Source organism: Streptomyces sp. 8L (assembly GCF_020176795.1).
Lineage (GTDB): Bacteria > Actinomycetota > Actinomycetes > Streptomycetales > Streptomycetaceae > Streptomyces.
Window position 1 is genome coordinate 1 of the sequence record NZ_JAIUKE010000539.1, and the last position, 7,367, is coordinate 7,367.

Consider the following 7,367-nt stretch of genomic DNA (forward strand, 5'->3'; position numbering starts at 1 on the left):
ATCTGGACGAAGACCGCCGACGACATCCTCGACACCCTCGCCGCATACTGCACACGAATTAACGACTCAGGACACTAGATCCATGATCCTAGGTCCTAGATCCGTAGCGTGAAGTGTCACCGCCCCTTCACGGAGACCTCGCTGCTCCCTCGCGGAGGACTCTGTGAAATCGCTCTGACCTGCTGGTTCGTCGGCATCGATGCGATTCGCCGCGGGTTGGGGCACTTGCTGGGAGCCTTCGCGGAACGGTGCCTGAGACCGCGGTGAGGGCTCCGTGACGCTTCCTCCCGCAGGCGCTGAGACGGCGCTCCGTGCGGTGCGAGCCGACCCGTCGTGGTGCGGACAGGCAGGAAGGCGGCTCACGCTGGGTCGGTTGATCTTCTGATGCCGCCGCCAGGTGACGATGTGCAGGTAGCACTTGTCGTCCGGCCCCTTGTAGCGGCATATCAGCCCCGCGTCGGCGAGCTGGGCGAGATCCTGCTCGACGTCGGAGGGCGTGTGCTCCGGGCGCAGGACCCACAGCTGTCCGGCGATGATCGCGGCGTGGTCGCGGTGGCGTCCCTGGTCATCGGCCTGCGTGAGCAGACCGAAGAAGGTGCGCTCGGCGGGCAGGGAGACGGTGGCCAGGGACTCGGAGACGAAGGCTTCGGGCTTGATGGTGCGGATTCGTGCCAAGAGGGCGGTCCTCACTCGGTTGCCGTCGGGCGGGCGGTGACGGCCCACCGTCGGGTCGGGCGGACGTGAAGGCAGCGGAGAGGCCCGGCTGTTCGCGCGTGAGCGCTGGGAGCCGGTCGCGTTTCCTGGGGGTGACGTCAACATAGCCACACCCAAGGTGTGCAAGTCCAGCCCGTCGCGGCCGAATCTCTGACGGCAGAAAGGCCACCGAGAATCGGGCTGCGTAGAGCCGTGGGAAAACGGTAAGGCGTGATCGGCTTCTGACCAAAAAGTTGCTCCGGATACCGAGCCAGAAGCATCACATCGTCAAAGCGTTGACCGGCCGGCGGGGAGGAAGCTACAACACAACACCGCATGCCAGGACGCTGTTTGGCCGCCCCCAGCCATTGGGGAACTCGCACCCGTAGCGCCGATGACCTGTCCCGGCACGAGTCGTGCGCGACGCAACATAGACGACGATCGCCGGTTAACCAAAACGGCGAATGCGCGCTGAACTGGAGCCATGACAGCACGATCAGTCGAAACCGGGACCGCGGGAATACGAGCCGCCTCACCCAACGAAATCCTCCGCGCCGAACGAGGGATCTCCAGAGCGAGTTGGCCACCCGGGTGGACCCTTCCGCCCTCCTGTGCCGAATGAAGCGTTGTCCCGGATCGAGCGCCTCAGGCGCTGCGGCGATGTCGACGACCTCGTCGCGACCGGAGAAGAAATCCTCGCCTCGGCCGCTCGTCCTGCTCCAAGGCCCGAGCGTCCCGCTACGAGGCCGGCTCCGCTCCCGCGACCGCATCCGCCCGCTACCGAGATAGGACCCTTCGCCCTTGCAGCGTCACTCCGCGATACCCCCTGCCCTCACCTCTGGCCTCTCCGGCACTCAGGGCGAAGCCTCCCCGCCCCGCCTCTACCGACCCGAGGAGATCGCCGAGACCCTCGGCTGCTCGGCCTGGTGGGTCAAGGACCGAGCCCGGCGCCGCCTCATCCCCCACACGCGAATCGGCCGCTCCTACCGCTTCACCGCCGGCCACCTCGTCGAGATCGTCCGCCTCTACGAAGAGCGTCCTCCGCAAGCACGGACAGCGACGGCTGCTCCCGCACCGGTACCGCCAGCTGCTACAGCCGCCATGCCACCTCCCCGGACATCCGGCGCCTCGACGCCGGGCCTGCGCTCCCGGCCGCCTCGTCGGGCGCTGTACGACGCGGTCGTGTAGCGGGTCACCTGTCAGCCACAGCGGAACAAGGAAGAGGACGTCAGGAATTGGGCTTCGCGGAGAAGCGCGCAACCTACTGGCGCGGCCGATACAAGGTCGCGCCCGGCAAGCACCTCACTGTCGTCGACGAACGCGGCAAGGCGATCAAGTTCGCCACCAAGGGCGAGGCACAGCGCGCCGCGAGCGAGGCCGAGAACAAGTACCGACGTGGCGACTGGCGGGACCCCGCGCTGGGACAGGAGACCTTCGGCGAGTACGCGAACCGCTGGTACGCGTCCCAGGACTTGGCCGCGTCGACCATGCAGAACTACAGGCGCCACATCGAGGAGCACCTGCTGCCCGAGTTCGAGGACAAGGCGCTCGCCGGCATCCTGCGCACGGACGTCGACCTGTGGGAGAAGAAGGAGAAGGCCGCCCTCTACGCGGCCTCCAGCGTCAAGACCTGGCGCTCGACCCTCCACCTGATCTTCGAGGACGCGATCGACGAGGGCCTGATCACCTCGAACCCGGCGGCAAGGAGACGCGGGCGCGGAAAACGGGCCGGTCGTTCCCGAGACCGGGGACCGGAGAAGGTCGTCACCGACCCGCTCGGCATCCTGCTGACCGCGGAGCGGGCCGCTCTCCTGTCAGGCCGCGACGACGAGTTCGTCGCCGTCGTCCTCAAGGGCTACACCGGCATGCGGTGGGGCGAGATCGTCGGCCTGGAGACCGGGTTCGCCCGTCGCGACGCTGTCCGGGTGGAGTGGCAGTTGTACGAACTCGACACGGGCGAGCTGGTGCGCTGCCCGCCGAAGGACGACAGCTATCGCACCATCGACGCGACGGAATGGCTGGCGGCCCTTGTCGCTAACCACGTCGCTCGTACGAAACCCGCGCCGTGCCCCTGCCACGGCAAGACCTACGTCTTCCGAGGACAAGGGGCGGCGCGTACGGGCGGTCACCAAGGCGCGAAGCTCGTCGACGTCGCTCGCCGGGCCGGCGTTTCGGCAGGCTCCGTGTCCAACGTCCTCAACCACCCCGAGCGCGTCACCGAAGCCACGCGAGTGAAGGTCGAGCAAGCCATCGCGGACCTCGGCTTCGTGCGTGGTGGCGTCGTGTCAGAGCACGCCGCCCACTGGCGCAGGAACGGTTTCGCGACCTGGCTGTTCACACCGGCGGTCTCCGGCTGGTACCCGAAGAAGGCACCACAGGAAGCACGGCCGGTGCCGCTGCTCGGGGAGCCGTGGCCCGGTGTCCCGGCACGGGGGCGCGGCGCCGGCGATCGGGCCGACGCCTGCTGGCTCCCAATAGCCAAGGGCCTCACCCCCCACGGCCTCCGCCACACGCATCGGACCGTGATGGAGGACTTGGGCACCGAGAAGGTCCTCATGGACGAACGCATGGGCCACATCGACGGCTCGGTCTCGGCGCGCTACGCCCACGTCACCCCCGGCATGCGCAAGCGCCTCGTGCTGGGGCTGACCGAGCAGTGGGAGGCGGCGCTGGACGAACGGCTGGCTGTGTGTCCGACGTCGCCGGTGCGCGTGCTCAACGATCTTCTGCGCGCACGCACCGTCGCCGTCCGATAGGCACCCCGGGTGCAGCCTCCAAGCATCCGGACGCGGGAGCGTGCCGGGATTCACGTTACCTGCCTGAGGAAGCGGTGCGCCCTTCCGCGGAGTTCGCCCCGTGCCACCGGACGGCGTGAGTCCGACGGCACAGGGCGTAGCTCGCGCTACTTCCGCAGGCGGATGCTTCCCACCCAGAAGCCCCCCTTGATGAGATCAATTCCTGCTTCGTCGTGACCCTTCAGGCAGAGGAACGCGCCGGCGATGACGGCCGCTGTGGACAGCCCGAGCCCTCCCCAGGCGAGGGCGTTCTGCGCGTCCGGGTGCTCGGCCGGAGTCTGGGTCGGCGTAGAGGGCCCGCTCTGTGTGGCTCCGTGCGTCTGCGGCTCATCCGGCGAGTTATTTGTAGTGGGCATGCCAAACCTTTGTTTCCTTGTGCGTACTGCGGCACGCGGTGAATGGATGAACGGAGCATGCGACGGCGAGTAGCTAGCCGCGCAAGTCCAGTGGTCCTGTCCGGCGGCGCCCGGGACATGAAGGGGACTGCAGCGCGCGTCGACCTGATTCGAGATCCCGCGCATGTGCGGACCTCAGCTGCGTTGCCCACTGCTCACCGTGCCCATTCGCGGGTCCCTGACCAGCTACTTTGCTGAGTCCAATGCTTGAATCGGTCCGACGACCCAGCTATGTACCAGGATGTTCACAACCGCTTGACCCGGTTCGTCCGTCGGTACTGGGAAGTCGACCTCCTCCACTGCCCAGTGGCCCAAGTCCTCAGCTCCGGCGCTGTACAGGACGGGGAGTAAGTCGCGCAAGTAGCGGCCCGGGTACGCGTCCTGGGGTACCGGAGAGGCCAGTCGGCCAGTCATTCGGCCTCTGGTGCACGCAGTGAGTCACGGTGCACGCAGTGAGTCGCGTACGCCTGCAAGGCTCGATGACGGGCCTGGGCCCGGCCTCGCGCCAGAGGCGCGTATATCCCGCGATACCCGGCTGCGCAGCGTCAACCTCGTGCGCCCGACTCTCGTTGGGAGTTCTCGCAAATGCTCGGTGTCGGGACCACAAGACCTGGCTCAATAGGCACATGGAGATTGGCGAGCACTGGGCCTACCGCGCGAGGCCGAAGGAGCTTGGCGCCGCGGTTCGCCAGGTGGAGGTCGTTCGAGTGGGCGGCCCTGGCAGGTCTGGCTGGGTCCACGTGCGGTTTCTCGAAGGCGATGCCTCCGGCCTGCAGGAGTGGGTCAGTTCCGGCTCTCTCGTGGAGACATGGGCGGATGTCGATACGTTCCGCGCGGACGACGCGGCGGAGTTGGCGCTGGTGGAGTCCTCGCGCCACGTCCGGGGAAGCACGGAATTCGAGGCCGTCCGCATGATCCTCGGATTCGTTCGCCCGAAGAACAGGTTGCGACTGCGCCGAACGGTGGCGGACGCAGGCGTTCTGGAGCTGAGCCGCCTCGACGAGACTGCACCGCTCATCGGCATGGACGCCGCCGAACTACGCGGCGACACCATGGTGTTCGAGAACCACCGCGGAATGTGCCTGGCAGGGTGGCCGGTCACCGAGCGCATCGCCCGCCACGTGGCCGGACGCCTCGCCGACGAGATCCTTCCGGAGGTGGACCGCAAGCAGCAGGACATCGAGCAGGAGCGCGCCCAGCCCTCCTGGTACTCCTACAGCCGGCGTGACGAGCGCAAGCTGGACGCGGAGGCGGCAGTCCTTCGAACCGTCCGGGCGTGGTGCGGTCAGGACAAGGCCGACCGCTACGACGAGTTGGTTGCCCTGCGGGCCGAGGTCATCCGGCTCGGAGAACTGGTGGAGAAGGCGGTCAAGGCCCTACGTGACCGCGGCCACGGCGTCATCGCCTCCACCATTGAGCGCGACCTGGGCGTCCATATCTCCAGCCTTGATCCTGACGTGCGTCGATGAGGCCGCGCCACGGATCTGGCTCCACCTTGGGCGGCGCTGGCTGAACAGCGGGCCTCTTTTCCTTCTCCGGCCGGTGTGGGTGCCAGCCGCCGAGGAACGGCCGCAGTTGATCTCCCGTCGGCTCCGCATGGAAGTTGAGAGAAGCCAAGCCCTTGCCGCTAAGAGTGGGGTCAAGCAGGTCAGCCTCCGTCTTCCCCCAAGCCGACCACTCTCGCAGCCTCTCGGCTTCGAGGGCATCTTCCGACGCCGCGGCGGCATCATCCAGAGCGGCACAGAACATTCGGATCTCCCCTGCGGCCTGCCACTGCTCAAAGGCCGTGCCGAAGCGCTCGGCCCGTACTGCGTGAACCGCCTTGATCGAAGCCACGCTGACGGCGGACCCCCACTCCCGCCGCTCGCGCTCCTCTCGCTCCGCTTCCAGACGTCGGCGCTCGGCCTCCTGCCGCTCCCGCTCCTCCCGCAGGCGCTGCTGCTCCTCCTCGTGTTCCAGGCGAGCCCGCTCCTGCTCCTCCGCGCGCGCCTTCAACGCCCGGAAGACTGAACCGACCTGCTCCTCCAATGGTTTCTTGGCCGTGTCAGCCCATTCCTTCTTCCAGCCGTAGCCGTAGCCCGATGGCTGGCTGACCAGCAGCTCCAGTTCGCCGGACGGCTCGAACTTCTGGGCCGGGGTGACACGCTGCCAGTCGTACGTACTTCGGCCCGGCTGCTTGGGGACGTACCGGACCGGCTTCTGCCGTTCGCGGAAGCTGACCTCGTACGTCCTGCCGTGGACGGTGAGCAGCGGCCTCGGCTGTCTGCGCTTCTTCGACACCGCGATCTCGCCGTGGCGTGCGAGGGCTTCCTCGGCGAAGAGCCGGAGCAGCGAGAGCACCCGGGGGAGGACCTCCTCCGAGATCTCGAAGGCGCTGTGGTCCGTGCTGACTGCGGTGATCACGTCCTCGACATCGGTGATCACGCGGCTGCGCGCCAGCCGGATCCGGTTCCACTCGGTCTCGTCCTCGCCGGTCACCCGGAGCAGGCCGAGGAAGAAGTCCCCCTTCGCCCGCCCGCTGTACTTCAGGCTGTATCCCTCGGGGGCACACTGCCGAGCCGCGTCGAAGGCCCTACGGTAGCGGGCTCGCTCCTCGTCGCTGGGGTTCGGGATCCGAAGGAACCGTCCAGCCTGCTGTACCTCCGCGATCAAGGCGGCTCCGACTTCCGCTGGTGACGGCTGTGGGGGCTTGGCGGCGCGCTGCGGCGCCGGCTTCGTCGGGGAAGGGGCTGTGACTTTCTTCTGCGGGGGAGAGGCCGGTCGTGTCCGTTGGCCGGAGCCTGTTGACCGCTGCTTGCGCTGAGCTGGTTCCGGCCGGTCCGGGTGATGGCCGTGTTCTAGGTAGAAGCGCCCCGCGTCAGTGATCTCCGCCTGCCACTTTCCATCCTGCTTGGGCATGGTGATCAGGCGCCGCTCTTTGAGCGCGCGGGCGGTGAGAGCGAACTCGGGGCTGTCCGACGTGACGGGGTCGGCCCCGCCTCCGATGCGGGTGAGGAGTGCGAGCTGCCGGTCATTTAACGGAGACCATCGGTGCATGTCGATCGTCGTACCGTCTGGTGTCTCCTCGGCACAAGCCGTGGGGTGACTCTTGCGGAGCGCACGGCGCACTCGGAGGCGGAACACCTCTCGCTGGGAGCCACCGGGGAGCCGCTCCCTGAAGTCGGCTCCCAAATGGCTCCCAAAACAGGGCCGCAACGCAAATCAGGCCCGGTACTGATCTCTCAGTACCGGGCCTGACCTGGTCTTACTCTGTCGGGGTGGCGGGATTTGAACCCACGACCTCTTCGTCCCGAACGAAGCGCGCTGCCAAGCTGCGCTACACCCCGATCGCTGCCTCGTACTGTGGCAACGACGTTTACTTTAGCCCACCCGCGGCCCCAGGCGAAATCCGGTTCTGGTGGGGGTGGGGACGTGATCCGGCCCGCGGCGCGGGGGGGGGGCGGGGGGCGGGGCCCCGCCGGGGGGGGGCGCAAAGCCCCCCCCC

Annotated in this window: 5 protein-coding genes, 1 tRNA gene and 1 pseudogene; 3 read left to right on the forward strand and 4 right to left on the reverse strand. The window is 67.7% G+C overall.

The window, feature by feature from the left end; translation table 11 throughout:
* Window positions 1–75: 75 nt before the first annotated feature.
* Window positions 76–675, reverse strand: a pseudogene (locus tag LCE31_RS33615) (hypothetical protein); the annotation flags it as partial.
* An 819-nt stretch (window positions 676–1,494) separates the two neighbouring features.
* Between LCE31_RS33615 and LCE31_RS33620 the strand changes: the two are divergent.
* Both LCE31_RS33620 and LCE31_RS33625 read left to right on the forward strand, forming a co-directional pair.
* On the forward strand, window positions 1,495–1,881 hold the full coding sequence (locus LCE31_RS33620) for a helix-turn-helix domain-containing protein (RefSeq protein ID WP_263632626.1): 387 nt from the start codon (window positions 1,495–1,497) through the stop codon (window positions 1,879–1,881).
* 47 nt (window positions 1,882–1,928) lie between these two features.
* On the forward strand, window positions 1,929–3,449 hold the full coding sequence (locus tag LCE31_RS33625) for a LacI family DNA-binding transcriptional regulator (RefSeq protein WP_225021255.1): 1,521 nt from the start codon (window positions 1,929–1,931) through the stop codon (window positions 3,447–3,449).
* Between the two features lie 146 nt (window positions 3,450–3,595).
* Here the strand turns inward: LCE31_RS33625 and LCE31_RS33630 are convergent, their stop codons facing one another.
* The gene (locus tag LCE31_RS33630; protein WP_225021257.1) at window positions 3,596–3,844 is read right to left on the reverse strand and encodes a hypothetical protein; all 249 of its coding nucleotides are present in this window, start codon (window positions 3,842–3,844) and stop codon (window positions 3,596–3,598) included.
* Window positions 3,845–4,509: 665 nt separating this feature from the next.
* On the opposite strand from LCE31_RS33630, the gene LCE31_RS33635 reads away from it, so the two are divergent.
* Complete coding sequence (locus LCE31_RS33635) at window positions 4,510–5,352, forward strand: PE-PGRS family protein (protein ID WP_225021259.1); 843 nt, start codon at window positions 4,510–4,512, stop codon at window positions 5,350–5,352.
* Here the strand turns inward: LCE31_RS33635 and LCE31_RS33640 are convergent.
* Window positions 5,282–6,919: a PE-PGRS family protein gene (locus LCE31_RS33640; protein ID WP_225021261.1), complete on the reverse strand. Its 1,638-nt coding sequence runs from the start codon at window positions 6,917–6,919 to the stop codon at window positions 5,282–5,284. The genes LCE31_RS33635 and LCE31_RS33640 overlap by 71 nt on opposite strands.
* 216 nt (window positions 6,920–7,135) lie before the next feature.
* Window positions 7,136–7,209: transfer RNA gene (locus LCE31_RS33645), tRNA-Pro, on the reverse strand.
* Window positions 7,210–7,367 lie beyond the last annotated feature (158 nt).